Source organism: Aliiroseovarius sp. S253, assembly GCF_049800855.1.
In the GTDB taxonomy this organism is placed as follows: Bacteria; Pseudomonadota; Alphaproteobacteria; order Rhodobacterales; family Rhodobacteraceae; genus Aliiroseovarius.
The window spans coordinates 1,619,936-1,645,844 of the sequence record NZ_JBNAFW010000001.1 but is presented as its reverse complement, the minus strand read 5'-3'; the positions used below and the strand labels follow the sequence as shown (position 1 = coordinate 1,645,844).

The 25,909-nt window shown below is 57.8% G+C and carries 28 protein-coding genes and 4 tRNA genes; 16 read left to right on the top strand and 16 right to left on the bottom strand.

Annotated elements, in window-relative coordinates; genetic code table 11:
• Window positions 1–7: 7 nt before the first annotated feature.
• The 3 genes from trhA to tpiA form a co-directional block, all read right to left on the bottom strand.
• Window positions 8–742, bottom strand: a complete 735-nt coding sequence (trhA, locus tag ACP15F_RS08030; RefSeq protein ID WP_424940290.1) for a PAQR family membrane homeostasis protein TrhA — start codon at window positions 740–742, stop codon at window positions 8–10.
• 146 nt (window positions 743–888) lie between these two features.
• Entirely contained in the window at window positions 889–2,286 is a 1,398-nt protein-coding gene (locus ACP15F_RS08025; protein ID WP_424940289.1) for a pyridoxal phosphate-dependent decarboxylase family protein, read from the bottom strand.
• A 114-nt stretch (window positions 2,287–2,400) separates the two neighbouring features.
• Complete coding sequence (gene tpiA / locus ACP15F_RS08020) at window positions 2,401–3,147, bottom strand: triose-phosphate isomerase (RefSeq protein WP_424940288.1); 747 nt, start codon at window positions 3,145–3,147, stop codon at window positions 2,401–2,403.
• Between the two features lie 131 nt (window positions 3,148–3,278).
• Between tpiA and ACP15F_RS08015 the strand changes: the two genes are divergently transcribed.
• Window positions 3,279–4,196: an isopenicillin N synthase family dioxygenase gene (locus ACP15F_RS08015; RefSeq protein ID WP_424940287.1), complete on the top strand. Its 918-nt coding sequence runs from the start codon at window positions 3,279–3,281 to the stop codon at window positions 4,194–4,196.
• On the opposite strand, the gene ACP15F_RS08010 is transcribed toward ACP15F_RS08015, so the two are convergent.
• From ACP15F_RS08010 to ACP15F_RS07990, 5 genes are all read right to left on the bottom strand, one after another.
• A complete protein-coding gene (locus ACP15F_RS08010; protein ID WP_424940286.1) occupies window positions 4,193–4,501 on the bottom strand; it encodes a TfoX/Sxy family protein in 309 nt (102 codons plus the stop codon). The genes ACP15F_RS08015 and ACP15F_RS08010 overlap by 4 nt on opposite strands.
• Window positions 4,501–4,893, bottom strand: coding sequence for a HesB/IscA family protein (locus ACP15F_RS08005; protein WP_424940285.1), 393 nt, complete (start codon window positions 4,891–4,893; stop codon window positions 4,501–4,503). Before ACP15F_RS08005 ends, ACP15F_RS08010 begins: the two co-directional genes overlap by 1 nt.
• 29 nt (window positions 4,894–4,922) lie before the next feature.
• Window positions 4,923–5,630: a DUF3307 domain-containing protein gene (locus ACP15F_RS08000; RefSeq protein ID WP_424940284.1), complete on the bottom strand. Its 708-nt coding sequence runs from the start codon at window positions 5,628–5,630 to the stop codon at window positions 4,923–4,925.
• A complete protein-coding gene (locus tag ACP15F_RS07995; protein ID WP_424940283.1) occupies window positions 5,627–6,274 on the bottom strand; it encodes a MarR family transcriptional regulator in 648 nt (215 codons plus the stop codon). Before ACP15F_RS07995 ends, ACP15F_RS08000 begins: the two co-directional genes overlap by 4 nt.
• 155 nt (window positions 6,275–6,429) lie before the next feature.
• Complete coding sequence (locus ACP15F_RS07990; RefSeq protein WP_424940282.1) at window positions 6,430–6,795, bottom strand: SUF system Fe-S cluster assembly protein; 366 nt, start codon at window positions 6,793–6,795, stop codon at window positions 6,430–6,432.
• A 339-nt stretch (window positions 6,796–7,134) separates the two neighbouring features.
• Between ACP15F_RS07990 and ACP15F_RS07985 the strand changes: the two genes are divergently transcribed.
• From ACP15F_RS07985 to ACP15F_RS07965, 5 genes are all read left to right on the top strand, one after another.
• Entirely contained in the window at window positions 7,135–7,308 is a 174-nt protein-coding gene (locus ACP15F_RS07985; RefSeq protein WP_424940281.1) for a hypothetical protein, read from the top strand.
• A gap of 54 nt (window positions 7,309–7,362) precedes the next feature.
• Window positions 7,363–8,505, top strand: coding sequence for a tRNA guanosine(34) transglycosylase Tgt (gene tgt / locus ACP15F_RS07980; protein WP_424940280.1), 1,143 nt, complete (start codon window positions 7,363–7,365; stop codon window positions 8,503–8,505).
• A gap of 6 nt (window positions 8,506–8,511) precedes the next feature.
• Window positions 8,512–8,997 (top strand): flavodoxin family protein, encoded by a 486-nt coding sequence (locus ACP15F_RS07975; protein WP_424940279.1) that lies wholly within the window; start codon window positions 8,512–8,514, stop codon window positions 8,995–8,997.
• 220 nt (window positions 8,998–9,217) lie between these two features.
• Window positions 9,218–11,623, top strand: a complete 2,406-nt coding sequence (gene lon / locus ACP15F_RS07970; RefSeq protein WP_424940278.1) for an endopeptidase La — start codon at window positions 9,218–9,220, stop codon at window positions 11,621–11,623.
• 126 nt (window positions 11,624–11,749) lie between these two features.
• A tRNA-Val gene (locus ACP15F_RS07965) sits at window positions 11,750–11,825 on the top strand.
• Between the two features lie 35 nt (window positions 11,826–11,860).
• On the opposite strand, the gene ACP15F_RS07960 is transcribed toward ACP15F_RS07965, so the two are convergent.
• Window positions 11,861–12,427 carry a hypothetical protein gene (locus ACP15F_RS07960; protein ID WP_424940277.1) on the bottom strand — a complete coding sequence of 189 codons (567 nt, stop codon included), beginning with the start codon at window positions 12,425–12,427 and terminating at the stop codon, window positions 11,861–11,863.
• Window positions 12,428–12,822: 395 nt separating this feature from the next.
• Here ACP15F_RS07960 and speB point away from each other — a divergent pair, with 395 nt between their 5' ends.
• Window positions 12,823–13,794: an agmatinase gene (speB, locus tag ACP15F_RS07955; protein WP_424940276.1), complete on the top strand. Its 972-nt coding sequence runs from the start codon at window positions 12,823–12,825 to the stop codon at window positions 13,792–13,794.
• 4 nt (window positions 13,795–13,798) lie between these two features.
• On the opposite strand, the gene ACP15F_RS07950 is transcribed toward speB, so the two are convergent.
• Window positions 13,799–14,827 carry a GlxA family transcriptional regulator gene (locus ACP15F_RS07950; RefSeq protein ID WP_424940275.1) on the bottom strand — a complete coding sequence of 343 codons (1,029 nt, stop codon included), beginning with the start codon at window positions 14,825–14,827 and terminating at the stop codon, window positions 13,799–13,801.
• Window positions 14,828–14,958: 131 nt separating this feature from the next.
• Between ACP15F_RS07950 and ACP15F_RS07945 the strand changes: the two genes are divergently transcribed.
• From ACP15F_RS07945 to ACP15F_RS07925, 5 genes are all read left to right on the top strand, one after another.
• Window positions 14,959–15,034 (top strand) — tRNA-Val (locus tag ACP15F_RS07945).
• 35 nt (window positions 15,035–15,069) lie between these two features.
• Complete coding sequence (locus ACP15F_RS07940; RefSeq protein WP_424940274.1) at window positions 15,070–15,258, top strand: phosphoglycerate mutase family protein; 189 nt, start codon at window positions 15,070–15,072, stop codon at window positions 15,256–15,258.
• Window positions 15,259–15,422: 164 nt separating this feature from the next.
• Window positions 15,423–15,499: transfer RNA gene (locus ACP15F_RS07935), tRNA-Asp, on the top strand.
• Between the two features lie 150 nt (window positions 15,500–15,649).
• A tRNA-Asp gene (locus tag ACP15F_RS07930) sits at window positions 15,650–15,726 on the top strand.
• Window positions 15,727–15,808: 82 nt separating this feature from the next.
• Window positions 15,809–16,021, top strand: coding sequence for an RND transporter (locus ACP15F_RS07925; RefSeq protein WP_424940273.1), 213 nt, complete (start codon window positions 15,809–15,811; stop codon window positions 16,019–16,021).
• 59 nt (window positions 16,022–16,080) lie between these two features.
• Here ACP15F_RS07925 and ACP15F_RS07920 read toward each other — a convergent pair whose 3' ends face one another.
• Window positions 16,081–17,457, bottom strand: coding sequence for a M20/M25/M40 family metallo-hydrolase (locus ACP15F_RS07920; protein WP_424940272.1), 1,377 nt, complete (start codon window positions 17,455–17,457; stop codon window positions 16,081–16,083).
• A 270-nt stretch (window positions 17,458–17,727) separates the two neighbouring features.
• Here ACP15F_RS07920 and hemA point away from each other — a divergent pair, with 270 nt between their 5' ends.
• From hemA to ispG, 3 genes are all read left to right on the top strand, one after another.
• Window positions 17,728–18,951, top strand: a complete 1,224-nt coding sequence (gene hemA / locus ACP15F_RS07915) for a 5-aminolevulinate synthase (RefSeq protein WP_424940271.1) — start codon at window positions 17,728–17,730, stop codon at window positions 18,949–18,951.
• Between the two features lie 108 nt (window positions 18,952–19,059).
• Window positions 19,060–20,277, top strand: a complete 1,218-nt coding sequence (locus tag ACP15F_RS07910; protein WP_424940270.1) for a helix-turn-helix domain-containing protein — start codon at window positions 19,060–19,062, stop codon at window positions 20,275–20,277.
• A 95-nt stretch (window positions 20,278–20,372) separates the two neighbouring features.
• Entirely contained in the window at window positions 20,373–21,494 is a 1,122-nt protein-coding gene (ispG, locus tag ACP15F_RS07905; RefSeq protein ID WP_424940269.1) for a flavodoxin-dependent (E)-4-hydroxy-3-methylbut-2-enyl-diphosphate synthase, read from the top strand.
• Window positions 21,495–21,794: 300 nt separating this feature from the next.
• On the opposite strand, the gene ACP15F_RS07900 is transcribed toward ispG, so the two are convergent.
• The 4 genes from ACP15F_RS07900 to ccmI form a co-directional block, all read right to left on the bottom strand.
• Window positions 21,795–22,166, bottom strand: a complete 372-nt coding sequence (locus ACP15F_RS07900) for a hypothetical protein (protein ID WP_424940268.1) — start codon at window positions 22,164–22,166, stop codon at window positions 21,795–21,797.
• A 79-nt stretch (window positions 22,167–22,245) separates the two neighbouring features.
• Window positions 22,246–22,479: a DUF1289 domain-containing protein gene (locus ACP15F_RS07895; RefSeq protein WP_424940267.1), complete on the bottom strand. Its 234-nt coding sequence runs from the start codon at window positions 22,477–22,479 to the stop codon at window positions 22,246–22,248.
• Window positions 22,479–22,943, bottom strand: a complete 465-nt coding sequence (ruvX, locus tag ACP15F_RS07890; protein ID WP_424940266.1) for a Holliday junction resolvase RuvX — start codon at window positions 22,941–22,943, stop codon at window positions 22,479–22,481. Before ruvX ends, ACP15F_RS07895 begins: the two co-directional genes overlap by 1 nt.
• Complete coding sequence (gene ccmI, locus ACP15F_RS07885; protein ID WP_424940265.1) at window positions 22,940–24,208, bottom strand: c-type cytochrome biogenesis protein CcmI; 1,269 nt, start codon at window positions 24,206–24,208, stop codon at window positions 22,940–22,942. The genes ruvX and ccmI overlap by 4 nt, the downstream gene beginning before the upstream one ends.
• Before the next feature lie 223 nt (window positions 24,209–24,431).
• Here ccmI and ACP15F_RS07880 point away from each other — a divergent pair, with 223 nt between their 5' ends.
• Window positions 24,432–25,679, top strand: a complete 1,248-nt coding sequence (locus ACP15F_RS07880; protein ID WP_424940264.1) for a sarcosine oxidase subunit beta family protein — start codon at window positions 24,432–24,434, stop codon at window positions 25,677–25,679.
• Between the two features lie 8 nt (window positions 25,680–25,687).
• On the opposite strand, the gene ACP15F_RS07875 is transcribed toward ACP15F_RS07880, so the two are convergent.
• Window positions 25,688–25,861, bottom strand: a complete 174-nt coding sequence (locus tag ACP15F_RS07875; RefSeq protein ID WP_424940263.1) for a hypothetical protein — start codon at window positions 25,859–25,861, stop codon at window positions 25,688–25,690.
• Between the last annotated feature and the right edge of the window lie 48 nt (window positions 25,862–25,909).

Below are 25,909 nucleotides of genomic sequence, written 5' to 3'. Positions count from 1 at the left end.
CGGGCGATCAGGACCACGCGACCATCACAACGGCAGCATAGTGGGCGGCGGCACCCAAAAGCACATGCACATGCCAGATCGCCCGGTTGAACGGCCAGTGGTCGCGGAGGTGAAAGAGCGTGCCGATGGTGAATAGAAACCCTCCACCCACGAGAAGGATCAAAACGCCAAGGCTGACGCTGGCCAGCAAAGGCCCGATCATCAGAACACCCATCCAGCCCAGCATTAGTGTCAGCATGAAGCCCGTCCGCTCGAACCGGCACAGGAAGAAAAGCTTCAACGTCATGCCAAACAGCGCCACGCTCCAGATCAGGGCGGCCCATGCCACGCCTGTGCCGCCTCCGATCCCGATCAGGGCGATGGGCGTATAGGTGGCGGCAATAAAAAGAAAAATCGCCGCATGATCAAAGCGGCGAAGAACGGAACGGGCAGAGGTGTGCAGGGTCATGTTATAGGCGGCGGAAAGCGCGAAGCTGGCGACCATCCCGATTCCATAGACAAGCAGCGGCGGCAGATGACCCATTGGCGCATCGCCGGTCGCCCATAGGATCAACGTGATCGAGCCGATCAGCGCGGCAATCACGCCAAGCCCATGCACAACCCCATCAGCTACATATTCGCGAAAGGTGAAATGCTGCCCGAAATGGTGCCGGTTGGGCAGAGTGTCAGTGTGGTGGGCAGTGCAGCTGTCCGATAGGTTTTCAGCGTGGCGGCCCAGAAAATGTTCACGGAAATCTTCCATGTGAATACCCTCTCTCGCTTGCCTCTAATATAAGGGGCGATACAGGCTTGGGTGTGCCGAGCTTTGGTCAATAAAATGTCAGTTGCCCGTGACACCAGCCCCTATACTATAGAGCATATTCACGAAAATGTAAAGATTTCCTGACCTTACAGATCCTGCGCAAGTTCTGCGAGAACGGATGGGATGGTCATCACGTCTTCTCGCGTGCAGGTGAACTGTCCTACAGATACGCGGATCACGAAGGATCCGTCGTGATAGGTCTGGGTCAGATAGATACGCCCGTCGCGGTTTACACGCTCGAGCAGCTCGGCGGTTTTCGCGTCGTCCTGATATCGAAAGCTGAACAGCGACAGGATCGGGGGCGTGGTGATTTCAAAGCCGGGCAGGGCGGCGATGGCGGCACTCGCCTCTTTCGCCCACGCGACGTGATTGCGGATGCGAGCGCGCAGGCCCGACAGCCCCTCGGCACGCAGCAGGAACCAGATTTTCAGCGCGCGGAAGCGGCGACCAAGGGGCAGGGTCCATTCGTTATAGTTCACGATCTCGTCCGCGCCCTGTGTCTTCAGATACTCCGGCCGCAGCCCCATCGCGCCGATTTGCGGGCCGGGGTCGCGCAGGAATTGCACGGCGCAGTCGAACTGAGCACCCAGCCATTTATGCGGGTTGAAGATGATGCTGTCGGCGTCCTCGATGCCCTCCCATAGATGCCGGAACTCTTCGCAGATCATGGCCGAGCCGGCCCAAGCAGCGTCCACGTGAACGGTCAGTCCGTGGCCATGCGCCACTTTGATACAGGCGGCGATGTCATCACAGGCCCCGATTGAGGTGCCGCCAACGCAGAGCACAACGCCCGCTGGCTTGCGCCCGGCGGCGACGTCCTCGCGGATCAGGCGATCCAAGGCCTCGGGATCCATCGACCATGTGGGGTGGCCGGGAATAGTGGGGACTTTCACAAGATTGTCCTGCCCGATCCCCGACAGGCGCACGGCCTTGTCGACACTGGAATGGGTCTGCGCGCTGGCATAGATGCGCAGTTGAGGCGCGCCGGACAGGCCCTTGGTGATACCTGTGTGATCCAGCGCAAGCTCGCGCATCGTAGTGACCGCCGAGAACGTGGCAGTCGTCGCACTGTCATGAATGGTGCCGGTGAAATCCTCGGGCAGGCCCATACCATCGCGCAACCAGCGGATCACGAGATCTTCCATTTCATTGGCGGCAGGCGCGGTCTGCCACAGCATTGCTTGAGCGGACATCGCGTTGGCCAGTTGCTCGGCCAGCATCGATGCAGGGGCGGCGTTCGCGGGGAAATAGGCAAAGAAACGCGGGTGCTGCCAATGGGTCATGGCATCGGGTACAAGCCGTGTGAAGTCGTCGAAAATGGCTTCGATTGCTTCGGGGGCTTCTGGAATAGGGGCTTCAATCTTTGCCAGAAACGCGCCGGGTGCGATGTCAGGCCGCACAGGGCGGTCACGAAGGCCGGCGTGATAGTCGCGAGCCCAATCGGCGGCGCGTTTTTGCCAGTCGGCCAGATCATCATAGTTCATCGAAGGCTCCTGCGATGTTTAATTGCGATGTTAACTATATGGGCCATTCTGTCAAGATATGAAAAACCCCGACACAATGGCCGGGGTTTCGAGTTGTTGAAGTCTCAAGGGGGATCAGGCCGAGGCCAGTGCCGTGATGATCTTGCCAAAATCCTTGGCCTTAAGGCTGGCCCCGCCAACCAAGGCGCCGTCCACGTTGGACACTCCAAAGATATCGGCAGCATTGTCTGGCTTGACCGATCCGCCATAGAGGATGCGGGTAGAAAGCCCAACGCCGTCGCCATAGCGGCGCACGAGACGCGCGCGGATGAAGTCATGCACTTCGCCGATCTGATCCAGTGTCGGCACTTTGCCAGTGCCAATCGCCCAGATGGGTTCATAGGCGACAATCAGGTTCTCAGCCGTGACCTGATCGGGGATCGAGCCCGCCAGCTGCCCGCCGATGATATCAAGTGTGTTGTTGGCCTCGCGCTCTTCAAGGCTTTCGCCCATGCAGATCACAACCTTCAAACCGGCCTCAATCGCGGCGCGGGCTTTCAGGCGCACATCCGTGTCGCTTTCGTCGTGATCTTCGCGGCGCTCAGAGTGGCCAAGGATCACATGGGTCGCGCCCGCGTCTTTCAGCATCTGGGCCGAGATGTCGCCCGTATGCGCGCCGGTTTCCGCCTTGTGGCAATCCTGCCCGCCGATGGCGATGCTGTCGCCGCTGACGGAGGCGGCCTGATTGATCAGCGTGGCGGGGGGACAGACAAGGATATCGCACTCCGCGCTTCCATATCCCTGCGCCAGCGCGCCCAGCTCGGCCAGGTTATCTTGCAGGCCATTCATCTTCCAATTGCCCGCTGCCATCTTGCGCCGCATATCAATCTCCCTCGTCATGTTCGGTCCGTTTTCCGACGCGGGGCACGGGGCGTCAAGCCCTGCGGCCATTTTGCCATTGATCCGTGGGGTGCGTGCTGTAGAAGCGGACAAGTTTATTTGCGAGGTCCCCGATGATCCCCAGACTGGATGCTGCCCTGATTGATGCCCGAGATCCGGCCACGATGGCCGAACTTTTGCGTGGTGTGCAGGAGGTGGGCTTTCTGACCGTGCACAATACGGCGATCAACACTGAAGAGTTGTCCGAGACGATCGCGATGTATCGCGCGTTCTTTCACCAGCCCAAGCGTGTGAAAGAAGCCGTCAACATGGCCAAGACCGGTGCCAATCGCGGCTGGGGCGCTGCGGGTAGCGAGCAGGTCGATCCCGACGCCAACCCGGACTTCAAAGAAGTCTTCGACTGCGGCTTTGAGCTTGCCGCCGACGATCCGTTGCGCGCGCAGAACCTGTCGGTTTACGGTGACAACCAATGGCCCGAGCTTGAGGGCTTTCGCGAGGCCATTCAGGCCTATTACGCCAAGGCGCTGGGCGTCGCGATGGGCGTGCTGCGTGGCATTGCCGCCGCGATTGGCGAGGACGAGACCTATTTCGACGCGGCCTTCACCCGTCCGATGGCGCTTTTGCGCGGTAACTATTATCCGCCGCGCCCGGATTGGGCAGGTGACAAGGATTTTGGCATCGCGGCGCATACGGATTATGGCTGCGTGACGCTTTTGGCGTCTGACGGCGTGGCCGGGCTTGAGGTGCTGGGCGCGGACGAGAGCTGGTTGCCGGTGAATGCCCCGCTAGGGGATTTCGTTATCAATTTCGGCGAGATGTTGGAAATGTGGACCGAAGGCCGCGTGAAAGCGACCTTGCACCGCGTTGTTGGATCAGGGGACGAACGTATCTCGATCCCGATGTTCTTCAATCCCAACCACGACACCAATGTCGCCCCCAAGGGTGCGGATCAGCCGATTATGGCCGGGGATCACATGAAGAAGCGGTTTGACGAGACCTATCTGCACCTGATGGCGCAGGCAGGATCCTAAAGCGCGTCCAGCGCGCGGCGGGCCCAATTGGCCGCAAGCTCGGGATCGTCTAGAGCGTCTTCGGGCAGGGTCCAATAGCCCATCGTCTTGCCATTCATCCCAAAGATGCGGCTGCCCGCGTCGGCCATAGCATCGGCAAACGCGCCTTTTGCCTTCAGAAACACTTCACCCTCGCTGGACAGGATCGCAAAGACCTGCCCATCGCAGTAAAACGTGGCCCCGCCCATCATTTTGCGATGCGTAAGCGGACCAAGCCCGGAAAAGAGCTCTTTGACGAAGGCGATGTCACTGTTCGTGACAGCCATCAGAATTTCGGAGGGGCGTTCAGATCCGCGGGTGCTGCGGCCAACGTGTCGTCGAACTTGATCGACTCGCCACAGCCGCAGGCCTCGGTCACGTTGGGGTTGTTGAACTTGAAGCCGCTTTCCAAAAGCGAGATTTCATAGTCGATCTCGGTCCCAAACAGGAACATCTGCGCCATGGGGGCGATCATCACGCGGGCAGCGCCTTGTTCGACCACCTCGTCATGGGCTTCGACCTCGTCCACATAATCCATGGTGTATTCCATCCCCGCACAGCCGCCTTTCTTGACGCCAATGCGCAGGCCTTTATGGCCGTCCTTCTCCATCAGTCGGGCAATCTGAGCCTCGGCCGCTGGGGTCATGGTGATGGGTGATTTGCCGGGAATACCGAACATGTCTGTGATCCTTGTCGCTTGTCCCTAATTTAGGGAAGCCAAGCGGTAATCTCAAGCGGGGGCAGAAGGGAAAGAAGGCCTTGGGTGGCAAAACCTGCAAGGATCGCCCAGCCGAAACTGGCCAAAGTGCCGATGATCACATATTCGGCAGTGCGCTGATCGCGGCTGGCGGTGCCAAAACGTAGGATGGATTTGGCAGCGACCAAAAAGCCCACGCCAAGGGGCAGGTCGGCAAGGATCAGGACAAAGACCAATCCCCGTTCCAGAATGCCAATGGTCCAACCACCGCCTTTCAGCCCGTTGTTACGAATGCGCATGGAATGCGGCAGCATAAGCAGCCCGATGGCAAACCCGCCCGCGCGGGTGGCAAGGATCGCCCCTGCGGCCAGTGCCATAAGGGGCAGGGTGGCGTCGGGCCATGTGTCCCAAAGCGTTGGGGCATAGACAGCGACAGCCACGATGGTCAGAAGATGCGCTGCCTGATCCCACAGAAAGCCCGGGAGCTTCCGAAACCTGCCAAACTGCTTCACCCAGTCGATGATCAGATGGGCGAGGGCGAGGGCCAATAGCTCGGGTGTATCATATACGCCCAGCGCAACCTGCGCTGTGACAAGGACGATCAGCGCGTGCAGAAGAAGGACCTGCGGTCGCTGCTTGTTGTCGTTGATCCACTTGGTCTGAAAGACAAAATCAGCCAGCACGTGGGCAAAGAGGAGAGCTGTGAAGGTTTCAATCATCGTTGTTGCTCATACATGTCGATTGCGCTTAACGCGATCCAGATTGCTTCAAATCCAGCGCCATCCAATGCCTTTGAGACGGCTTGTCGAGATTTTCCCAGTCCTTTTGCCACTGCAGAGTAGCTTGGTGTTTCGCCGGGTGCGAGCATTGGTAGCATGGCAGCAGCTTGCGCGGGGGTCCAGCTTTGCGAGATATAGTCTGCCAATACGAAAGCTGCGCTGATCCCTCCGATGTCCAGATGGCTGAGTTCGACGCTCTCGGTCTTGGATTTCATACTGTCCAGATGGCGACCGCTTTCCACAAATACCTGATCTGACGACATGTTCAGGTCAATACCGGGCGGGATTGGCCCCGCTTCCCCCTCAGCCACCGCCATAAAGGTCGAAAACTCTTTCCCCTCGCACCTAAGCGCAGCCCGGAATGCGAGTGCTGACCGCAACGCAAGCTCTGGGCGCGCAAGCCTGACTTGCCACCCATCCCCGCGTTGTCGCGTGAAGTGCAGGTCCTCTCCGTGCCAGTCGGCTTGCACCTCGGCCGAGGCGGATAGCGCATCAAATGCGCGTTCCAGATCCTCGGGCGACATTTGGGTCGAACCGATGATGTCTCCGGTCAGGACAGCGATATGTGTTTGGTTTACGGACATGATGCAACCATAATAGGTTGCTAATGTTGAAATGCAACCTTTTTAGGTTGCGGTGTGCGAGGTGCAGCCAAAAAGGGGTGCGAAACAAAAAACGCAACCCGATTGGGTTGCGCTGGGCCGATCTGCATCGACATATATCATTATGGGCGGAGGGCTTACATAAAGCCAAGTTCCAGCCGCGCTTCGTCGGACATATTTTCCATGCCCCAGGGCGGTTCCCATGTTAGTTCGACATTCACCTGCTTAACGCCTGCCACAGGTTCAATCGCTTCAACCAACCAACCCGGCATCTCGCCAGCCACGGGGCAGCCAGGTGCGGTCAGGGTCATAATCAGGTCGACTTCGTTCTGGTCGTTGATCTCGATCGTGTAAACAAGGCCAAGATCGAAGATATTCACCGGAATCTCTGGGTCATAGACCGTGCGGCATGCTTCGACCACCGCGTCATAAAGCGGGTGCTCTACGCTGGACGGTTTGATCAGGGGTTCCCCTTCAATCCGGGTATCGGCTGTATCGGTCATGCTGGTCTCGCTCTAATCCTGAGCGAACATATAGGGTTCTCGGGTCCCGAGGTCCAGAGCTGCAATGACAGACATGGAAAAATGCTAGCAAACAGGCTAAGATGACCCTAGACAGATTTCGATATGCACAGCTTTATATTGACGAAGATGTGGCCAATTTTCGCCATAGTTGTAGGTCAACTCTAACTGGATAGATGGGCCCTTAGGGGCGATGTGCCCATTTTGGGCCGTGGGGATTTACAAGGGGTGCGTGGCGCAATGACCACGGATTTTGAGAGCTCTTCAAAACGAAGAGGCGAGGGAAGAAAACGGATAGATCAACTGTCCGACGCGGCGAAAATGGTTCAGGGGTTCACCTATGATCTGGCCGCGCATCTTGACCCGAACACAACAACCGAACTGATGCTGATGAGCCGCAGGTTGGAACGTCTTGCCGCGCGTTTGGCAAAAGAGCCCGAGGTCGTGGCCGCCCTTGCCAGCATGGACAAGATGAAAACACCCCCCGATGCCTAGGCTGATTTGACAATAGCCCTTGGCTTTCGGGTCGTGTTGGGCCACATCTCGGCCATGACTGATCAAAGCACGAAAAAGTTCTCATATTCGCTGAAGGCAACGGATGGCCGCGCACGTACAGGTGTAATCCACACGCCACGTGGCGATATCCGCACACCGGCCTTCATGCCCGTTGGGACCGCAGCCACCGTAAAGGCAATGATGCCAGAAAGCGTTGCCGCGACCGGGGCGGATATCCTGCTGGGCAATACCTATCACCTGATGCTGCGCCCAACGGCCGAGCGGATCGATCGTCTGGGCGGGCTGCACAAGTTCATGAACTGGGACAAACCCATCCTGACGGACAGTGGCGGGTTTCAGGTCATGTCTCTGGCTAGCCTACGCAAGTTGACCGAGACCGGGGTGACCTTCAAATCGCATATTGATGGGTCCAAGCACGAGTTGACGCCGGAGCGCTCGATGGAAATCCAGAAGCTTCTGGGATCAGACATCGTGATGTGCTTTGACGAATGTCCCGCGCTGCCCGCCGATCGCAAGCGGATTGCAGAAAGCATGCGTCTGTCGATGCGCTGGGCGCAGCGCTCGCGGGATGCATTTGGGGACCGTCCGGGACATGCGCTGTTTGGCATCATGCAAGGCGGGCTCGAGGCTGATCTGCGTGAGGAATCAGCGAAAGCCCTGCGCGAGATCGAGTTTGACGGATATGCCATTGGCGGTTTGGCCGTGGGCGAAGGGCAAGAGGCGATGTTCGATTGTCTGGACTACGCGCCCGGATACCTGCCCGAAGACAAGCCGCGTTATCTGATGGGCGTGGGCAAACCCGATGACATCGTGGGTGCCGTGAAGCGCGGTGTGGACATGATGGATTGCGTGTTGCCGTCGCGCTCGGGCCGCACAGGGCAGGTCTGGACCCGTATGGGTGTGCTGAACATCAAAAACGCCCGCCACCAAGATGACCCGCGCCCGATTGACGAGAACTGCACCTGTCCGGCGTGTCAGAACTACTCGCGCGCCTATTTGCACCACGTGTTCCGCTCGAACGAGATGATCTCGGGCATGCTGTTGACGTGGCACAACCTGCATTACTTCCAAGAGATCATGCAGGGGATGCGCGATGCGATTTCCGAAGGGCGCTTTAATGCGTGGGAGGCGGAGTTCCACGCGACCCGTGCACAAGGGGATATTGATCCGCTATAAGGGGTTATGGCTGAGCTTCTGATCATATGGCACTCGCGCACGGGCGGCTCCAAGCAGATGGCCGAGGCAGCTTATGATGCGGCACGTGCTGAGGGACCGGTGCGTATTCTAACGGCAGAAGAGGCTGGGCCAGAGGACTTGGTGGGCGCTGCGGGATATATGTTCTGCGCGCCTGAAAATCTGGCCACACTGTCCGGTCAGATGAAAGAGTTCTTTGACCGCTGCTATTACCCAGTATTGGGCCTGATCGAAGGGCGCCCTTATGCCCAGATGATCTGTGCAGGGTCGGACGGGCAGGGGGCTGCACGACAACTGGCCCGGATCGCCACGGGCTGGCGTCTGCGCGAAGTTCAGCCGCCCTTGATCCTCTGCACCCATGCCCAAACACCCGAGGACATCTTGGCCCCAAAACAGTTGGACGCTGAAGCCTTGGCACCGTGTCGCGAGCTTGGGGCTGCCCTGTCCGCTGGACTTGCGCTGGGCGTCTTTTGATCCAGCCCAGAGATTCCTGTGGATAATTTCGGGACCCGCCTTGTGGATCGGGAAATTGCTGGTCACAATGGTGTCAAACGCTGGTCGGAAGCGGTTGAAAACCCCGCTTCACGTTCCCATTTTTGCGTGACCGGTCTGTTAACCAAGGCCGAAATTCAGGAGGACGCGTGATCTGCCGACTATCGGGGACATGCGAACTGCCCAACTATAAGGAAGATCCATGAGTGAGCAACTGAGCCAATCCTTCCCGGTCCTGCCGCTGCGCGACATTGTGGTGTTCCCGCATATGATCGTGCCGCTCTTTGTAGGACGCGAGAAAAGCGTACGTGCGCTGGAAGAGGTGATGGCGGATGACAAGCAGATCCTGCTGTCCAGCCAGATCGACCCGGCGATTGACGAGCCGGATGTGGACGGCATCTATCAGGTAGGTGTGCTGGCCAATGTGCTGCAACTGCTGAAACTGCCTGACGGCACGGTAAAAGTGTTGGTCGAAGGGCAGTCGCGTGTGCGCATCACCGACTATGTCGACAATGCAGACTATTTCGAAGCCTTCGCCGAAGTGATCGAAGAGCGTCCGGGCGACCCGAACGAGATCGAAGCGTTGTTGCGTTCGGTCGGCGAAGAATTCGAGCGCTACGCCAAGATCAAAAAGAACATCCCCGAAGAAGCGCTTGCCGCCGTGTCCGAGACACGTGCACCCGACAAGCTGGCCGACCTTGTGGCCGGTCATTTGGGCGTCGAGGTCGAACAGAAGCAGGAGCTTTTGGAGACCTTCGTTGTGTCTGAGCGACTTGAGAAAGTCTTTGGCCTGATGCAGGGCGAAATGTCCGTCCTGAAGGTCGAGAAAAAGATCAAGACCCGCGTGAAATCCCAGATGGAACGCACCCAGCGCGAGTACTATTTGAATGAGCAGATGAAGGCCATTCAGAAAGAGTTGGGCGACGGCGAGGAAGGCCAGAACGAACTGGTCGAACTGGAAGAAAAGATCGAGGAAACAAAGCTTTCCAAGGAAGCGCGCGAAAAGGCGGATGCTGAGCTGAAGAAGCTTCGCAACATGTCGCCCATGTCGGCGGAAGCCACGGTTGTTCGCAACTATCTGGATTGGATGCTGGGTCTGCCATGGGGCAAGAAAAGCCGCGTGAAGAAAGACCTGAACAATGCGCAGAAAGTGCTCGACGCTGATCACTATGGGCTTGAGAAGGTCAAGGAACGCATCGTTGAATATCTGGCCGTTCAGCAGCGCTCGAAGAAGCTGAAAGGCCCGATCATGTGCCTTGTTGGCCCTCCGGGCGTGGGTAAAACCTCGTTGGGGAAATCGGTTGCCAAGGCGACGGGGCGCGAATTCATTCGCATCTCGCTGGGTGGCGTGCGTGATGAAAGCGAAATCCGCGGTCACCGTCGGACTTACATTGGCTCGATGCCCGGTAAGATCATTCAAGCGCTGAAAAAGGCGAATACCACGAACCCGCTGATCTTGTTGGATGAAATCGACAAGATGGGTCAGGATTTCCGTGGCGATCCCGCGTCAGCGATGCTGGAAGTGCTTGATCCGGAACAGAACTCGACCTTCGTCGATCACTATCTTGAGGTCGAATACGACCTGTCGAACGTGATGTTCCTGACCACGGCGAACTCCTACAACATGCCGGGCCCGCTTCTGGACCGGATGGAGATCATTTCGTTGGCCGGTTACACCGAGGACGAAAAGCGCGAGATTGCATCGCGTCACTTGCTACCCCAGACGATCGCAGATCACGGGCTGAAAAAGGGCGAGTTTGCGGTGCCGGAAAGCACTTTGACCGACATCATCCGCTACTACACCCGCGAAGCAGGTGTGCGGAACTTGAAGCGCGAACTGGCTAAGTTGGCCCGTAAAGCTGTGACCAAGCTGGTGAAGAAAGAGGTCGAGACCGTCGAGGTCACGCCGGATCTTCTGGACGACTATCTGGGCGTGCGCAAGCATCGCTTTGGTCTGGCGGAAGAGGCGGATCAGGTGGGTGTTGTGACCGGACTGGCCTGGACCAGTGTCGGTGGCGATCTGCTGTCGATCGAGGCTCTGCGTCTGCCGGGTAAAGGTCGGATGAAGACCACCGGGAAACTGGGCGACGTGATGAAGGAATCAATTGATGCGGCCAGTTCCTATGTCCGCTCGATTGCGCCTGAAATCGGTGTGAAGCCGCCCCAGTTCGAAAAGTGGGACATTCACGTGCACGTGCCGGAAGGTGCGACGCCCAAGGATGGACCGTCGGCAGGTTTGGCCATGGTGACGTCCATCGTGTCTGTGCTGACCGGCATTCCGGTGAAGAAAGACATCGCCATGACCGGCGAGGTCACCTTGCGCGGGAATGCGCTGGCCATCGGCGGCTTGAAAGAAAAGCTGCTGGCCGCGTTGCGCGGTGGCATCAAGACCGTGCTGATCCCGGCAGAGAACGAAAAAGACCTGCGCGAGATCCCGGACAACGTGAAAGAGGGGCTAACCATCATCCCCGTCAGCCATGTATCCGAGGTTTTGGAGCACGCTTTGGTGCGCAAGCCTGAAGCCGTCGAATGGGACGAAGCCGCAGAAGAGGCCGCCGCCAAGGCACTGGCCAAGGATGCAGGCGGATCGGGTGCCGTGGCGCACTGATCCCAGCCGGATTAAACAGATTTGGGGCGCGGCGGATATCTGTCGCGCCCTTTTTCTATATACGAGACTTTGGCTGCATTCTGCCTCTTGCACCCTTAGTGCGGCGGCGCTAAATAGCGTCCAGTCGGGTGATTAGCTCAGTTGGTAGAGCGCTTCGTTTACACCGAAGATGTCGGGAGTTCGAGCCTCTCATCACCCACCATTATCCTTTGATTGCAAAGCGTTGACGCCCTTGGTTTAAGGAGCGGTCCTGCTGCGTTCGCGCCGCTGTTCAAGATAAGCCTTTAGACGAGTCTGATAACGTGGCGTATCGCGACCGATCAGGCCATGTACACCGCGCAGCGCGCCGGCGGTCAGATCATTTTCGATAAAGGCCTGCATAATCTGATACGTGGTTCCCGTACCTTCGAAATGCTTCAAAGCAGTGTGACCGCCAAAGGGCAGGGCGACGGGCTGAAGGTCGGGATGCAGAGCGCGAATATGCTGTGCATGTAGCCGATCTTGCGGTGCAAGCCTTGGGTCATAGGCGATGATGCCCTGAAGGCGCTGCTCGTCCCGCAAAGGCTCAAGATGATCTAGAGCAGGGTCCAAAGTGGTCGCCTCATCTCGATAGGTCGTTTCGTATGGGGCCTTATCCGGCATGATCGAATACTGTGGGGACAGCAGCAAAGTTCGGCGCAGACGTAGCGCATTGGCAAACAACAATGTGCCGTATCCGCCCATAGAGAACCCGATCGAGCAGCTTTCCTTGTCTTGGCAAAACTCTGTCAGAAAGGCGCGCAAACGCTCGGTGTCTTGGTTCAAGAACCAGTCATTTTGCGCCGTCTGGATATAGATATGTCCATACCCGTTGTTCAGAGCCGTATTCGAGGGGTGGTAGTCGGGAAACGATGCCCTGTGGCGTCGCCAGTGATCAAAGGTGACGAACAGTTGGGGCCTTTCGATTGCCTGCCCAATGACTCGCAAGGAGGCACCATCAAATATTTGCTTGGCCAAACCAGACTCCAAAAACTTCAACAATCACACGTCACATCGGCACGCATTGTGCCTTGGATGTAATCTAGGGTGGGGTCGGTGTCCGGTTCAAGCCCAAGCAGGCCGAGATCGAACTGTCCATGCAATTGTGAATTCGACGAAATTCGCTTTCTTCTTGATGTGTTTTCAGTTTCACTCGCTCTGTCACGCGATAGGAGGAACGCATGTCGGAACACGGCTACGCTGGCGGTCGGTTGAACCTGCCATTTGTTGGAATCGCCACCTTTGGCAAGAAACCTTATGTGGAAAACTGGGATCAGATTGACGCTGATGTCGCAATTCTGGGCGCACCGTTTGATTTCGGGTGCCAGTATCGCTCCGGTGCAAGGTTTGGCCCGCGGGCGGTACGCGAGGCATCGACCCTGTTCAGCTTTGGGCACGCGGGTGCTTATGACCACGAAGACGACGCCACCTATCTGGGCAGCGATGTTCGGATCGTCGATCTAGGCGACGCGGATATCGTCCACACTATGACTGACAAAAGTCACGCCAACATTGAATACGGAGTGAAGAAAATTCTGGACGCCGGTGCGTTGCCGGTGACGATTGGCGGCGATCACTCGATCAACATTCCCTGCATTCGCGCCTTTGAAGAAGACTGCGCCGAAAATGGCCCTATCCATGTGGTCCAGATCGACGCCCATCTGGATTTCGTCGACGAACGCCACGGCGTGACCGAGGGCCATGGCAACCCTATGCGCCGTGCGATCGAGAAGGACTATGTGTCAGGCATGACGCAACTGGGTATTCGCAACGTCTCGTCCACGGCGAAGGAGGGCTATGAGGATGCGCGGGCGCGAGGCTCGGATATTCTGTCGGTGCGGCAGGTGCGCAAGCTGGGGACGGAGCGTGTTCTGGACCGCATTCCTGAGGGCGTGCGCTATTATGTGACCATCGACATTGATGCGTTCTGCCCGTCAATCGCGCCGGGAACGGGGACACCCAGCCACGGGGGCTTTGCCTACTACGACGTGCTTGAGATTCTTCAGGGGCTCAGCAAACGCGGTGATGTGGTTGGTATTGATTTGGTCGAGGTCGCACCAGCTTACGACCCGACCGAAAGCACCCAAGTTTTGGCGGCGCAGCTGCTGTTGAACTTCCTGGGCTTCATCTTTCACAACAAACAGGTCGGGTAGGGGCTTATCCCCCGCCGGCAGAAAACCGGTGGGGGGACATACCGAACGTCTCGCGGAACCGTTTTGAGAAATAGGCCGCAGAATCGTAGCCGCAGGCGATCGCTACATCGACCACAGGCATATCCGTTTCGGCCAGCAGGATGCGGGCGCGTTGCAGGCGTAGGTCCTGCAGGTATTTCTTTGGCGTCGTGTTCAAATGGTGGCGGAATAGCCGCTCCATCTGGCGGCGTGAAATGCCCAACTCTTCGGTCACAATATCCAGATTGACGCTGTCTTCGAGGTTCTCTTCAAAATAGGTCAACACGCGCACCAGCTTGTCGTTGCGCACCCCGATGGTTGCCGATGTCGAGCTTTGCTGGCGGTCCGTTTCCGACCGTTGAACGGTGTGCAGGCACATGTTCAGAACGGCCTGCGCCAAAACCGGCCCGTGCGTGTCATAGATCAGACGCAGGAACAGGTCCGTCGCCGCCGCACCACCCCCACAGGTCAACACGCGGTTGTCGATCGTGTAAAGCTGCTCGACCGGATCAAGGTCCGGGAAATGCTCGCGAAACGGCGCGATGTTTTCCCAGTGCAGGGTGAATTTGTGCCCGCCGAGAATACCCGCCTTCGCCAATGTATACGCCCCGGTGCACAGCGACCCGACCGTGCGCCCCAGCCGCCATTGCAACCGCATCCAGTCTGAGACCTTCGTCGACACGGATTTCTCGGGTTGAACGCCCGAGCACACAAAGATTCGGCTGTTGGCAGGCGTATCGCCGATGGGGCGATCAATGCCGATCTCGATCCCATTGGAGCAGCGCACATTTTCGCCATCCTCCGACATGGTGGTCCAGCGATATAGGATCTGCCCTGTAAGCTGATTGGCAATGCGCAAGGGTTCGATGGCTGACGTAAAGGCCAGCATCGACAGGTTGTCCAAAAGCACGAACACGATCGGCTCGGGCTCGCTCGGAGGAGTGACGGCGACATGGGCGACGCCCTTTGGCACGACGGGTTCTTGCATGGCAATCCTGACAGCTAACTGACCCATTTTAGCGCCCTTTGCCTCGTTAACAAAGCAACACAACGCCGTGTTTTCATCCGTCCGCGTCAGAAAATGAAAAAAGTGGATTTCACCTCTTGCCAAGCCCCGGCGAATAGCGATATGTCGCGTCCCACGGCGGGTGATTAGCTCAGTTGGTAGAGCGCTTCGTTTACACCGAAGATGTCGGGAGTTCGAGTCTCTCATCACCCACCATTTACTCCCCACACGTAATCGTGCACGATCCCAGCATGGGGTCTATCTATCCGGAAATCTTCGTTATTCATCACGGGCAAACCGAGTGGAATGCGGCTGGTCGACATCAGGGGCGACTGGATTCGCCGCTGACTGGTAAGGGGCGACGTCAGGCTGTTGCGATGGCTGGTATGTTGCGGCGTGCTGTCGCGTGTGCTGCGCGCCCGATGGCTGGGGCTGGATGAGGGCGGAATGATGGATTTACCGGGCGGGCAGGGGATCATTTTTCACCTTCATCCCGACCACGGCCATTGCGTGATCGAAAAATAATTCGAAATCTGCAAAAGGCCGCTTGACGCCCCCGGCGGGTGGGCCTAGAACGCCCAAACAGTCGCAAGACTGGCAGTGAGCGGTTGTAGCTCAGATGGTTAGAGTACCGGCCTGTCACGCCGGGGGTCGCGGGTTCGAGCCCCGTCAACCGCGCCACCACTGCCCGAAAGAAGCCCCGCCAATGGCGGGGCTTTTTCGTTGTAGGGACGTCGAAATGCCCGCGCAGCGGCGTCGATTTTTTTCGCCAGAAACCGCCGTTTTCCCCATTGACCCCCCGACGACCTCGGGCTATTCCAGCCGCCACGCGCGGTTGTAGCTCAGTTGGTTAGAGTACCGGCCTGTCACGCCGGGGGTCGCGGGTTCGAGCCCCGTCAACCGCGCCACTTCACCACATTTCATCAGATAGCTCGGCCTGTTAATGCGGGTGAACCTGCGTGGTGCAACCCATTGGATCAGGAGATCTTAATGTCCTTTATCGACGAAATGCCGTTCTCGCTGATCCTGATTGCTTGCCTGACTTTAGGGCTGGCGCCCTATGCGCCGCCGCATATCTGGGAGAAGCTGGGGATGCTTGCATCCGGCACACTGGTCGAGCCCGTCGATATCTTTGATCTGGTGATGCACGGCGCGCCATGGCTGCTGCTGGTTCTGAAGCTGGTACGCCTGAAGCGGGCATGAAAAAACCCCGAAAGGCGGGGCCTTCCGGGGTTCTGACGTCTTTTGGCGGCTAAGGAAGATTAAGCCAGTTCTGCCAAGATACGTGCCCAGCTGCGGATCCCTTTGTGGAAACTCTCAAGGTCGTATTTCTCGTTCGGAGAGTGGATCTTGTCATCATCATTAGCAAAACCTACCAGCATGCTTTCCATGCCTAGGATCGACTTGAAGTAGCCCGCGATTGGGATCGATCCTCCCATACCTGCAAAGACAGCTTCGCGGTTCCATTCGTCCGACAGGCCTTTCTGGGCCGCGCCGAACTCGGGGCGAGTGATGTCCATCACCGAGGCCGGAGAGCCTTCCAGATCATTGTCCCAGATCACTTTCATGTCGGGCTTTAACTGAGCCTCGACATGGGCGCGCACGCGGTCACGCAGCTTGTCCGGGTCCATATCGCCCACCAGACGGCAGGTGATCTTGCAATGCGCTTCCGACGGAATCACAGTTTTCGATCCGACACCGTTATAGCCACCCCAGATGCCGTTCACTTCCAGCGTCGGGCGGGCCCATTGCTGTTCCAGGCAGGATCGATCCTTTTCGCCGTGGCTGATCGTATAGCCTGCATTGTCCAGATAGGCCTTTTGGTCGAAGCCCGAGTTCTCCCACGCGTCCAACTGGTCCGCCGGGGTGTCATGCACGCCCTCGTAAAAGCCCTCGACCGTGACCTTACCGGTCTCGTCATCATAGAAGCTGGCGACGATGCGGGACATCTCGCGCAGCGGGTTCAGGCCGGGACCACCATAATGCCCCGAGTGCAGATCCAGCTTCGGCCCGATCAGCGTAAATTCGTCCTTCAGCATCCCGCGCAACTGGCTGGCAATGGATGGAACGCCGGGGCTGACCATGGACGTGTCACAGATCAAAGCGATATCAGCGGTCAGCTCGTCGCGATTCTGCTCCATGAATGGCACGAGCGACGGAGATCCTGATTCCTCTTCCCCCTCGAAGAAAATCGTCAGTTTCGCGGGCAGCGAACCATGTACCTCTTTCCAAGCGCGACAGGCCTCTACAAAGGTCATCAACTGGCCTTTGTCATCCGATGCTCCACGGGCGCGGATGATCTTGCCGTTGGGTGTGTCTTCGACAAACGGCGCAAACGGGTCGTGGTCCCATTTGTCCAACGGATCGACAGGCTGCACGTCATAGTGCCCATAGAACAGAAGGTGCCGATCGCCGTCACCCCCATGGCCAACCACCATGGGGTGGCCGGGGGTGTCACGCCTATCTGCCTGAAAACCAATTGTTTTCAGGTCGTTCACCAGCCAATCGGCGGCGGTCACGCAGTGATCGGAAAAAGCGGGGTCGGTAGATATCGACTGGATGCGCAGAAGCTCCATCAAACGGTCGAGAGCGTCGGGAAGGCCCGCATCAATGCGGTCCAGAACTTGATCAAGCGACATATCGTGTCTCCGGTAACGGGAAGTTTGTGCCGAGCCTATCACTGCCATTGCCACTGTCCAGATCCGATCCGCTCCAAACGACCCTTGGACGAGTTGTCGCGTTGGCTATGAAAACTCTTCCGTTTGAGATGGATCAATGTAAAACCCGGACCAGTCCCAGAAGATGGGAAAGCGAACAGGCGCAATATACGTTTTTTTGAATGCGTTTTGCGGGGGAATCCCTGTATAAGGCTGCGCAGGGAACAGGATGAAACGGCCCGGGAGGGTAAATTGGACTATAATCACAAGCTGGACGAGGCGCTATCACGCCTGCATGAGGAAGGGCGTTATCGCACCTTCATCGAGATTGAACGCCGTAAAGGGCAGTTCCCTCATGCGACTTGGACCAAGCCCGATGGAAGCGAAGTGCCGGTCACCGTTTGGTGCGGCAATGACTATCTGGGAATGGGTCAACATCCAGTTGTGCTTGAAGCCATGCATGAAGCGATTGATGCCACCGGCGCTGGGTCGGGCGGCACGCGCAACATCTCGGGCACCACGATCTATCACAAACGGCTCGAAGCCGAGATTGCGGATCTGCATCAAAAGGAAGAGGCGCTTCTGTTCACCTCGGCCTATATTGCCAATGACGCGACCTTGTCGACGCTGCCCAAATTGTTCCCCGGTCTTATCATCTATTCGGATGCGCTGAATCATGCCTCGATGATCGAAGGCGTGCGCCGCAATGGCGGAGCGAAGCGTATCTTCCGTCACAACGACGTGGAGCATCTGCGTGAACTGCTGGAAGCTGACGACCCTGCCGCGCCGAAACTGATCGCTTTTGAGAGCGTCTATTCGATGGATGGCGACTTTGGCCCGATTGAAGAGATCTGTGATCTGGCAGACGAGTTCGGCGCACTGACCTATATCGACGAAGTGCACGCTGTCGGCATGTATGGCCCACGCGGGGCAGGGGTTGCCGAGCGCGACAACCTGGCCCACCGGATCGACATCATCAACGGCACACTGGCCAAGGCCTACGGCGTGATGGGCGGCTATATCGCAGCCTCCGCCAAGATGTGTGACGCGGTGCGCTCCTACGCGCCCGGGTTTATCTTCACGACGTCTTTGCCGCCATCGGTTGCGGCAGCTGCAGCGGCATCGGTGAAGCATTTAAAAACGGATCAATCGCTGCGCGATCAGCATCAGACACAAGCCAAGATCCTGAAGACTCGCCTGAAGGGGATGGGGCTGCCGATCATTGATCACGGCTCGCATATCGTTCCGGTGATCGTCGGCGATCCGGTCCATACCAAGCAGCTGTCCGATATGTTGTTGGAAAACTTCGGAATTTACGTCCAGCCGATCAATTTTCCGACTGTTCCTCGGGGCACTGAACGGCTTCGGTTCACCCCGTCGCCGGTGCACGGACCGGACGAAATGGACAAGCTGGTGCGCGCCCTAGACAGCCTGTGGTCGCACTGTGAGCTAAATCGTGCCGAACTGTCTGCGTAGGCTGAAAGTTAATATACACAAATTTGCGTGATGTGTTACTTTCCCCTTAGGGAAACGATGGACCACGAATCGTCTCCTTGGGACTAAAGAGGCATCAGGAGCAGTTGTATGATCGGGCGTTGGAGCACGTCTAAGGTCGAGGAAGAAGAACAACCTACGGGGTTCGATTCCTACGAGGTGCTTCTTGGCGACGTCATGCGCGGCGAACGTGCGACGCTTGGTAAGTCCCTTCTTGATGTACAGCGCGAGCTGAAAATCAAAGCAACCTACATTGCAGCCATTGAAAACGCGGATCCCACGGCCTTTGCGTCGCAAGGGTTCATCGCGGGCTATGTACGTTCTTACGCGCGCTATTTGGGGCTGGATCCTGAATGGGCTTATTCGACCTTCTGCACAGAGGCCGGTTTTGAAGTTGATCGCGGCCTGTCAAACGGTCTGGTCAGTGAAAAGAATACCCAAAGCAAACCGGAACACCGTGGTGATCCCTTGGCCAACCCGAATGCAACTTGGGTGCCGCAGAAAGAAAGCATTTTTACCGGTATCGAGCCCGGCGCCATCGGCTCGATCTCGATGCTGCTGCTTTTGATTGGCGGCCTTGGCTATGGCGGCTGGGCCCTGTTGAATGAGGTTCAGCGCGTTGATTTTGCGCCGATTGAACAAACCCCCGGTGTCCTGTCGGAACTGCCAGAGCTGGATGGTGCAAGGCCGTCGCTTGACGAAGAGGGTACGCTGGTTGCTGCCGCTGGTCTGACGACCCCGCCCACCGTCGAAGCACTTGATCGCCTCTATCGTCCGCAAGCATTGGACGTGCCGGTTCTGACACATCGGGATGCGCCGATCTCGACACTGAACCCCAATACCGTTGGCGTTCTGGCCGGGTTGGAGACACCTGAGTTTCCAGTTTCTGAAGAAACCTTCCCCGAGAGCGGTACCCGCCTTGCCGGCGTCGTGCCCGCAGCTACAACCGAACGCAGTGTTCAAGTGTTGGGTGCTGATGCCGCTGATGTGGCCGTCTTTGCCGTGCGTCCCTCGTGGGTGCGTATTCAGGCCGCAGATGGCAGTGTGATCTTTGAAAAGATCCTAGATACTGGCGAACACTATGTCCTGCCCAAAACCGAACAAGCACCCGTTTTGCGGTCCGGTAATGCTGGATCCATCTACTTCGCGGTGAATGGTTCCGCCTACGGTCCGGCAGGTGATGGACCGTCGGTTGTTAAGAATGTGGCGTTGTCTCAAGACGCTGTGCTTGAGAACTTCGCATTGGCTGATATGGAAGGCGACGCCGACCTTGCAACTGTCGTGGCCGAGCTTCAGGCCACCGAATAATCGCTTCTCAATAGATCAATTTTCGGGCGTGCCTTGTCGATGGTGCGTGCGCGGGTTATCTCTCTGACCAAGTGAAGCCAGCTGGAATTCTACACATGTCTCACAATCCCATTCGCCCGTGGCGTGATATCGAGCGCCGGAAATCTCGGCAGATCATGGTGGGCAATGTGCCTGTTGGCGGCGGCGCGCCGATTGCGGTGCAAACTATGACCAACACAGACAGCTCGGATGTGAAGGCGACGCTGGGGCAGGTACTTGCTGCAGCCGAAGCGGGTGCCGATATCGTGCGCATTTCCTGCCCGGATGTAGGATCCACCACTGCACTGAAGGAAATCGTGGCCGAAAGCCCGGTGCCTATCGTGGCCGATATTCACTTCCACTATAAACGCGCAATCGAAGCCGCCGAGGCTGGGGCCGCTTGCCTGCGGATCAATCCGGGCAACATTGGCGACGCAGGCCGCGTACGAGAAGTGATTAAAGCGGCCAAAGACCACGGATGCTCAATCCGCATCGGCGTGAACGCGGGCTCGCTTGAAAAGCATCTGCTTGAAAAATATGGCGAACCTTGCCCCGAGGCGATGGTCGAAAGCGGATTGGAGCACATCCGAATTCTGGAAGACAATGACTTCCGCGAATACAAGATCAGCGTGAAGGCCTCGGACGTGTTCCTGTCGGCCGCTGCCTATCACGGCATTGCCGAGGCCACCGACGCGCCTATCCACTTGGGAATTACCGAAGCGGGTGGGTTTGTGTCTGGTACGATTAAATCGGCTGTCGGTCTGGGCAATCTGCTGTGGGCCGGTATTGGTGACACGATCCGTGTCAGCCTATCTGCCGACCCAGTCGAAGAGGTGAAGGTGGGTTTTGAGATCCTGAAATCTCTGGGCCTGCGCCATCGCGGTGTGAACATTATCTCGTGCCCGTCATGCGCGCGTCAGGGATTTGATGTGATCAAGACCGTGGCTACGCTTGAAGAGCGCTTGGCGCATATCCACACACCGATGAGTCTGTCGATCATTGGCTGTGTTGTAAATGGTCCCGGTGAGGCACTGATGACCGATGTGGGCTTTACCGGCGGTGGGGCTGGATCCGGTATGGTCTATGTTGCGGGCAAACAGGACCATAAGTTGGATAACGACAAAATGGTCGATCACATCGTCGATCTGGTCGAGAAACGTGCGGCTCAGATCGATGCGGATGCGGAAGCGGCGGAATAGGGGGCTTTGCCCCCTCGAGCCTACGGCTCTCACCCCCAGGATATTTTTGGTAAGAAAATAAGAGGTTGTTAACCTTGACCTGAGAGTGTGAAGCCACGGAACAGGCGGGGACGCCGATGGCCGTGTAAGGAAATGAGACATTCATTTCAGGGAGGCTTCGTGCCTCCCTTTCATTTTCTTACCGGAAGTATCCCGGGGGAGCATGAGTTTCCGCAGGAAAATCATGCGGGGGCAGCGCCCCTGTCCGGCGCAGCCGGCATCTGCCCCGCTGGGCACGAGGCAAAGCCATGCGCGTTTTAACTACTCAGTTTGTGTGACTTCGCGAATGGGGAAACGCATACCGTCTTCGGTGATCAACGTAAGGCGCGCTCCGCTATGGACAATCAAATCGCAGCGCGTACCTCCGGTGACAAAGGTTGTGCAGGCGATACCGTCCTCTTTCAGCTCGTAATGTCCCAACCAAGTGCCGCCTTCGCCGTAGGTGTAGGAATATTCGCCGTTTTTCGAGTAGACCGAGGTGCCGTTGTCAAAGAAGACAAGGGTGTTCCCAACCAGTTGGTCTCGCAGTTCTCCTGCTGACAAGGGCCGATCATCCGGGCGTGTATTCCAGTCCGTTGCAGAGGCTAGTGCAGGGAGACTGCACAGGGCTATGGCCAAGGGAAGTATACGCATCTGGGGCTCCTAAAACATGTCCAGATACTCTAACGCGCCGCGCTATGACGTGCTGTCACGATGCGGTGAGAGAAGGTGATTAGGTTTTTTTCAACCGCGCGCGTCGTCCGCCGCGTCGCTTAGTCAGGCTGGATTTGCGGGCGGGAAGTTCGTCCATGATCTGGGCGCGTTCGGCGTCGGTCATGCCGGACCATCCGCCAATTTCTTCGATCGAGCGATAGCAGCCGGTGCAGATCCGGGCCTCGGGATGGACCACGCAGATCTTCACGCAAGGGCTTGCGATCTCGTTTCGTTTCCAGACGTCGTCTGTCATCACAGATGCCTCAATCGGTCCAATACACCTTGCAGGATATACCCGGCAGCCACGTGGTCGATCACCTCGGCGCGACGCTTTCGAGACGTATCCGCCTCAAGCAGGGCGCGTTCGGCTGCAACGGTGGACAACCGTTCGTCCCAAAAGCCAATGGGCAGATCGGTCAGTTTCTCTAGATTTCGGGCAAAGGCACGGGTGGATTGGCAGCGCGGGCCTTCGCTTCCGTCCATGTTGCGGGGTAGGCCAAGGACCAGTCCGCCCAATTGCCGATCCTTCGCAATCTCAAGCAAACGTTCCGCGTCCAGCGTGAACTTCTTGCGCTTGACGGTTTCCAACGGGGTGGCCACCTGCCGGAAGCTGTCCGAGACCGCGACGCCGATGGTTTTGGTGCCCAGATCCAGCCCAGCCAGAGCCGTCATTGGGGGCAGGGCGGCGGCAAAATCTTCGATGCTGTCAAAAATCACTGCACAACACCTGCCTGCTGGGCGGCTGCGCGCACGGTTTCAAGTGCTGTGGGATGATCTGCAAAGATGGTTTGCGCTTCGGCCCAGATCGCCGCAGCGCGATCGGTGTCACCAACCACGCCCAGGACCGAAACCAGCCTCGCCCATTCCTCGGGCGTGCCGCCTTCGGTCGCCAAGCGGTCCGACAGGCGGGTGATCATGGATTGGATCATCTCAGCACGTTCTTCACCGGACATGTCGGATGCAGCTTCGATGTCTTCAGCGCTCGGGCCGGACAGGCCAGCAACGGGGGGCATGGCGGGTGCTTCCGGCGGGGTGTAGTTCTCGCCGGCAAGGGCCGCGAGATCTCCGATCTGATCGCGAACTGAGGGCCACCATTCGGCATCAGCGGGGCCCTCCTCCAAAAGTCGACGCCATAGGCGGAATGCCAGATCCGGACGGCCATTCTGGGCAAACATCAGCCCGGAATAGAAGCGCGCGAAAGCATGGTTCGGATCGCGCTCTAATGCGTTTCTCAGCATGGTTTCGGCATCCGGAGACACAAAGCCTCCGGCTGCGTTGATCATCAACTCTGCTTGGCGCGCGAAATCATCCGCCGTTGCGGTGTCGCCTTTTAACTCAAGCAGTTGCCCCATGGCCGTACGGGCGGCGACCAAGTTTCCAAGTGCCGCTTCGTGCTGGGCCAGAAGGTCCAATCCGCGGGGATCCTCGGGGCGGCCAGCCACGGCCTTACGCAGGCCGTCGACCAGCTCAATATAGTCTGCCGGGGCATCGATAGGTGGCCCAGCCCAGACGGGCATCTGCGCCTCTGCTTGGTCTTGCGAGGGACGGTTCTGGCGGACCTCGTCACTGATCGCGATACGCTTGGCGCGGCCAAAGTCGGGGGCGCCGGGAACACCGATGGTCCAATAAAGACCAAGGCTTCCGGCCCCCAGAACGATTGCGATGATGGCCATCGTCGCGCGGGTTAGGCCTTTGGGTGTGTCTTTGGCGGCTTTGCGGGCTTTCGCCGTTTTATCTGCATCAAGAAGTCGGCGCGAGATTTCGACGCGTGCGCGCTCGGCATCTGCTTTCGAGATCGTACCGCGGGCAATATCGCGGTCCAATTCAGACAGTTGGTCGCGATAGACCTTCATGTCTGAACTCATCTTTTCGTCGCCATCTGGCGTCTCATCAGCAGTGACCGCGAGTATTCGCCGCGCCAGAACAAGGATGGTTGCCAATGTGGCAGCACCAATGATGGCCCAAAATGCCAAGTTATCCATGTATCCTCCGCGCGGCTTTGCAAACAGTAGCTCACCCCATGTAATGCGCTAAGCCCCATCGCAAAACCCCAGATCAGGGCCTGCGACAATCGGCATGCCGGAAAAGTGACGTGATTTGTGGAATATGTCGTCTTTTTCCGATCAAATGACGCTGATCTTGAATGGTGTCATGTCGCTTCGGCGTAAAACCGACACAAACCGAAAACCCAAACAGGGGAATCGCATGCGACGTTATTCGGCATTTGCCATCGCGCGGGAAGCTGCGCGCTATCACACCGGTTGGGAGCGGGCTTGGAAATCGCCCAAACCCAAGAAGAAATACGATGTGGTGATCGTAGGGGCTGGTGGCCACGGGTTGGCCACGGCGTTTTATCTTGGCAAGAATTTCGGGATCACCAATGTGGCGATCATCGAAAAGGGCTGGCTGGGCGGCGGCAACACGGGCCGGAACACCACCATCATCCGCTCGAACTATCTGCAAGACCCCTCGGCGGCGATCTATGAAAAGGCGCGGTCTCTGTACGAGACGATGTCGCAGGACCTGAACTATAACGTCATGTTCTCGCCCCGCGGCGTCATGATGCTCGCCCAGACCGAGCATGAGGTGCGCGGATATGAGCGCACGGCGCATGCGAACGCACTGCAAGGTGTCACGACCGAGTTCATCTCGCCCGAGCGCGTAAAGGAACTGGTGCCGATCATGAACATTAACGGCCCGCGCTATCCCGTTTTGGGTGCGCTGTGGCAGGCTCGTGCAGGCACCGCGCGTCACGATGCGGTGGCGTGGGGCTATGCCCGTGCCTGTTCCGATATGGGCATGGACATCATCCAGAAATGCGAAGTGACTGGCGTGCGTCAGGAAAACGGTAACGTCACCGGCGTTGACACGACGCATGGTCAGATCGACTGCGATAAGCTGGCGATGGTTGTTGCGGGCAACGCAGGCCACTTGGCTGATATGGCGGGCTTCCGTCTGCCGATGGAAAGCGTTGCCCTGCAAGCGCTGGTGTCAGAGCCGATCAAACCCTGCATCGACGTGGTCGTTATGGCCAACACTGTGCACGGCTATATGTCTCAGTCCGACAAGGGCGAGCTTGTGATTGGCGGCGGCACCGACGGGTTCAACAACTACACCCAGCGCGGATCATTCCACCACGTCGAAGAAACCGTGCGCGCACTGGTTGAAACCTTCCCAATCATCTCGCGCCTGAAAATGCTGCGCCAATGGGGCGGCATCGTGGATGTGACCGGAGACCGCTCGCCGATCATCGGCAAGACGCCCTTGGGCAACTGCTTCATCAACTGTGGTTGGGGCACCGGCGGCTTCAAATCGATCCCGGGATCGGGCTGGGCCATGGCCGAAACCGTCGCCAAGGGCGAACCCGGCTCACTGGCTGGCGCGTTCGGCCTGAATCGCTTCACCGAAGGACGCTTCATTGATGAAAGCGTAGCTGCGGGGGTGGCGCACTGATGGCGAAGTTAGAAGTTACGTCTGTCGTTGGGATCAAAAGGGCTGCTCAGATAGTCCGCGTTGTGGACGCCGTCTTTGCGCGACTTGGGTCGACTCCTACCTTTTTTCAGGAACGGGTAAACCACGATCGCTGCGGCGAACATAAGGCCGTAAAGCAGTTCAAAGCTGAGAAAATCAATCATTCCGAAAGCACTACATGGTTCGGAAGCACAGTCAACTATGAGGTGCAG

Coding starts and splice junctions, on each gene's coding strand:
- trhA (WP_424940290.1), bottom strand. CDS start 742: ATGGAAGATTTCCGTGAACATTTTCTGGGCCGCCACGCTGAAAACCTA.
- ACP15F_RS08025 (WP_424940289.1), bottom strand. CDS start 2,286: ATGAACTATGATGATCTGGCCGACTGGCAAAAACGCGCCGCCGATTGG.
- tpiA (WP_424940288.1), bottom strand. CDS start 3,147: ATGCGGCGCAAGATGGCAGCGGGCAATTGGAAGATGAATGGCCTGCAA.
- ACP15F_RS08015 (WP_424940287.1), top strand. CDS start 3,279: ATGATCCCCAGACTGGATGCTGCCCTGATTGATGCCCGAGATCCGGCC.
- ACP15F_RS08010 (WP_424940286.1), bottom strand. CDS start 4,501: ATGGCTGTCACGAACAGTGACATCGCCTTCGTCAAAGAGCTCTTTTCC.
- ACP15F_RS08005 (WP_424940285.1), bottom strand. CDS start 4,893: ATGTTCGGTATTCCCGGCAAATCACCCATCACCATGACCCCAGCGGCC.
- ACP15F_RS08000 (WP_424940284.1), bottom strand. CDS start 5,630: ATGATTGAAACCTTCACAGCTCTCCTCTTTGCCCACGTGCTGGCTGAT.
- ACP15F_RS07995 (WP_424940283.1), bottom strand. CDS start 6,274: ATGTCCGTAAACCAAACACATATCGCTGTCCTGACCGGAGACATCATC.
- ACP15F_RS07990 (WP_424940282.1), bottom strand. CDS start 6,795: ATGACCGATACAGCCGATACCCGGATTGAAGGGGAACCCCTGATCAAA.
- ACP15F_RS07985 (WP_424940281.1), top strand. CDS start 7,135: ATGGTTCAGGGGTTCACCTATGATCTGGCCGCGCATCTTGACCCGAAC.
- tgt (WP_424940280.1), top strand. CDS start 7,363: ATGACTGATCAAAGCACGAAAAAGTTCTCATATTCGCTGAAGGCAACG.
- ACP15F_RS07975 (WP_424940279.1), top strand. CDS start 8,512: ATGGCTGAGCTTCTGATCATATGGCACTCGCGCACGGGCGGCTCCAAG.
- lon (WP_424940278.1), top strand. CDS start 9,218: ATGAGTGAGCAACTGAGCCAATCCTTCCCGGTCCTGCCGCTGCGCGAC.
- speB (WP_424940276.1), top strand. CDS start 12,823: ATGTCGGAACACGGCTACGCTGGCGGTCGGTTGAACCTGCCATTTGTT.
- ACP15F_RS07950 (WP_424940275.1), bottom strand. CDS start 14,827: ATGGGTCAGTTAGCTGTCAGGATTGCCATGCAAGAACCCGTCGTGCCA.
- ACP15F_RS07940 (WP_424940274.1), top strand. CDS start 15,070: ATGGGGTCTATCTATCCGGAAATCTTCGTTATTCATCACGGGCAAACC.
- ACP15F_RS07925 (WP_424940273.1), top strand. CDS start 15,809: ATGTCCTTTATCGACGAAATGCCGTTCTCGCTGATCCTGATTGCTTGC.
- ACP15F_RS07920 (WP_424940272.1), bottom strand. CDS start 17,457: ATGTCGCTTGATCAAGTTCTGGACCGCATTGATGCGGGCCTTCCCGAC.
- ACP15F_RS07910 (WP_424940270.1), top strand. CDS start 19,060: ATGATCGGGCGTTGGAGCACGTCTAAGGTCGAGGAAGAAGAACAACCT.
- ispG (WP_424940269.1), top strand. CDS start 20,373: ATGTCTCACAATCCCATTCGCCCGTGGCGTGATATCGAGCGCCGGAAA.
- ACP15F_RS07900 (WP_424940268.1), bottom strand. CDS start 22,166: ATGCGTATACTTCCCTTGGCCATAGCCCTGTGCAGTCTCCCTGCACTA.
- ACP15F_RS07895 (WP_424940267.1), bottom strand. CDS start 22,479: ATGACAGACGACGTCTGGAAACGAAACGAGATCGCAAGCCCTTGCGTG.
- ccmI (WP_424940265.1), bottom strand. CDS start 24,208: ATGGATAACTTGGCATTTTGGGCCATCATTGGTGCTGCCACATTGGCA.
- ACP15F_RS07880 (WP_424940264.1), top strand. CDS start 24,432: ATGCGACGTTATTCGGCATTTGCCATCGCGCGGGAAGCTGCGCGCTAT.
- ACP15F_RS07875 (WP_424940263.1), bottom strand. CDS start 25,861: ATGATTGATTTTCTCAGCTTTGAACTGCTTTACGGCCTTATGTTCGCC.